Source organism: Falsiroseomonas sp. RANM36 (assembly GCF_056682175.1).
Window position 1 is genome coordinate 635,286 of sequence record NZ_JBWXTD010000004.1, and the last position, 598, is coordinate 635,883.

1 protein-coding gene is annotated in these 598 nt (G+C 76.3%); it reads right to left on the reverse strand.

The genetic code is table 11. The annotated features are described in order from the left end of the window. Positions 1-598, reverse strand: a 598-nt coding sequence (locus AC1MIR_RS16855) for an SDR family NAD(P)-dependent oxidoreductase (protein ID WP_480029560.1), incomplete at both ends; no start/stop codon positions are given.

The following is a 598-nucleotide window of genomic DNA, read 5'->3' on the forward strand; positions in this document are numbered from 1 at the left end:
GGGGTCTGGGCCCGCCCCCCCCGGGCGCGGCCGCCGGGTTGGGGGGGGCCGGGGGCCGGGGGGGCGTGGGCCGCGCCGCCGCAGACATGGATCACCTCGCCGGTGACGAAGCGCGCATCGGGCGAGCAGAGGAAGGCGATGGCGCCGGCCACGTCCTCCGGCGTGCCGATGCGGTCGAGCACGCCGATGCGGATATGCTCCGCTTCCGCGCGGCGCTGCGCCGCCTCGCCGCCGGCGAAGTTGAAGCCTGTGCGCAGGTAGCTCGGCGCCACCGCGTTCACCGTGACGCCAAGCGGGCCGAGCTGCACGGCGAGCGAGCGCGTCAGCCCCACGAGGCCGGCCTTCGAGGCCGTGTAGGCCGGGCCGGCGCCGCTGAGCCAGACGCGGGAGGCGATGTTGACGATGCTGCCCGCGCGCTGGCGCCGCCAGAAGCGCAGCGATTCCTGCGCCAGCAGCATCGGTGCGGTCAGGTTCACGGCAATCACCGCATCCCAGTCGGCAAGGTCCACCTCGCCGATGCGCCGTGCGCGGCTGAGGCCGGCATTGTTCACCAGGCAGTCGGGGCCCGGCCCCGGCCGCCCCCAGGCCGGGCGCACCC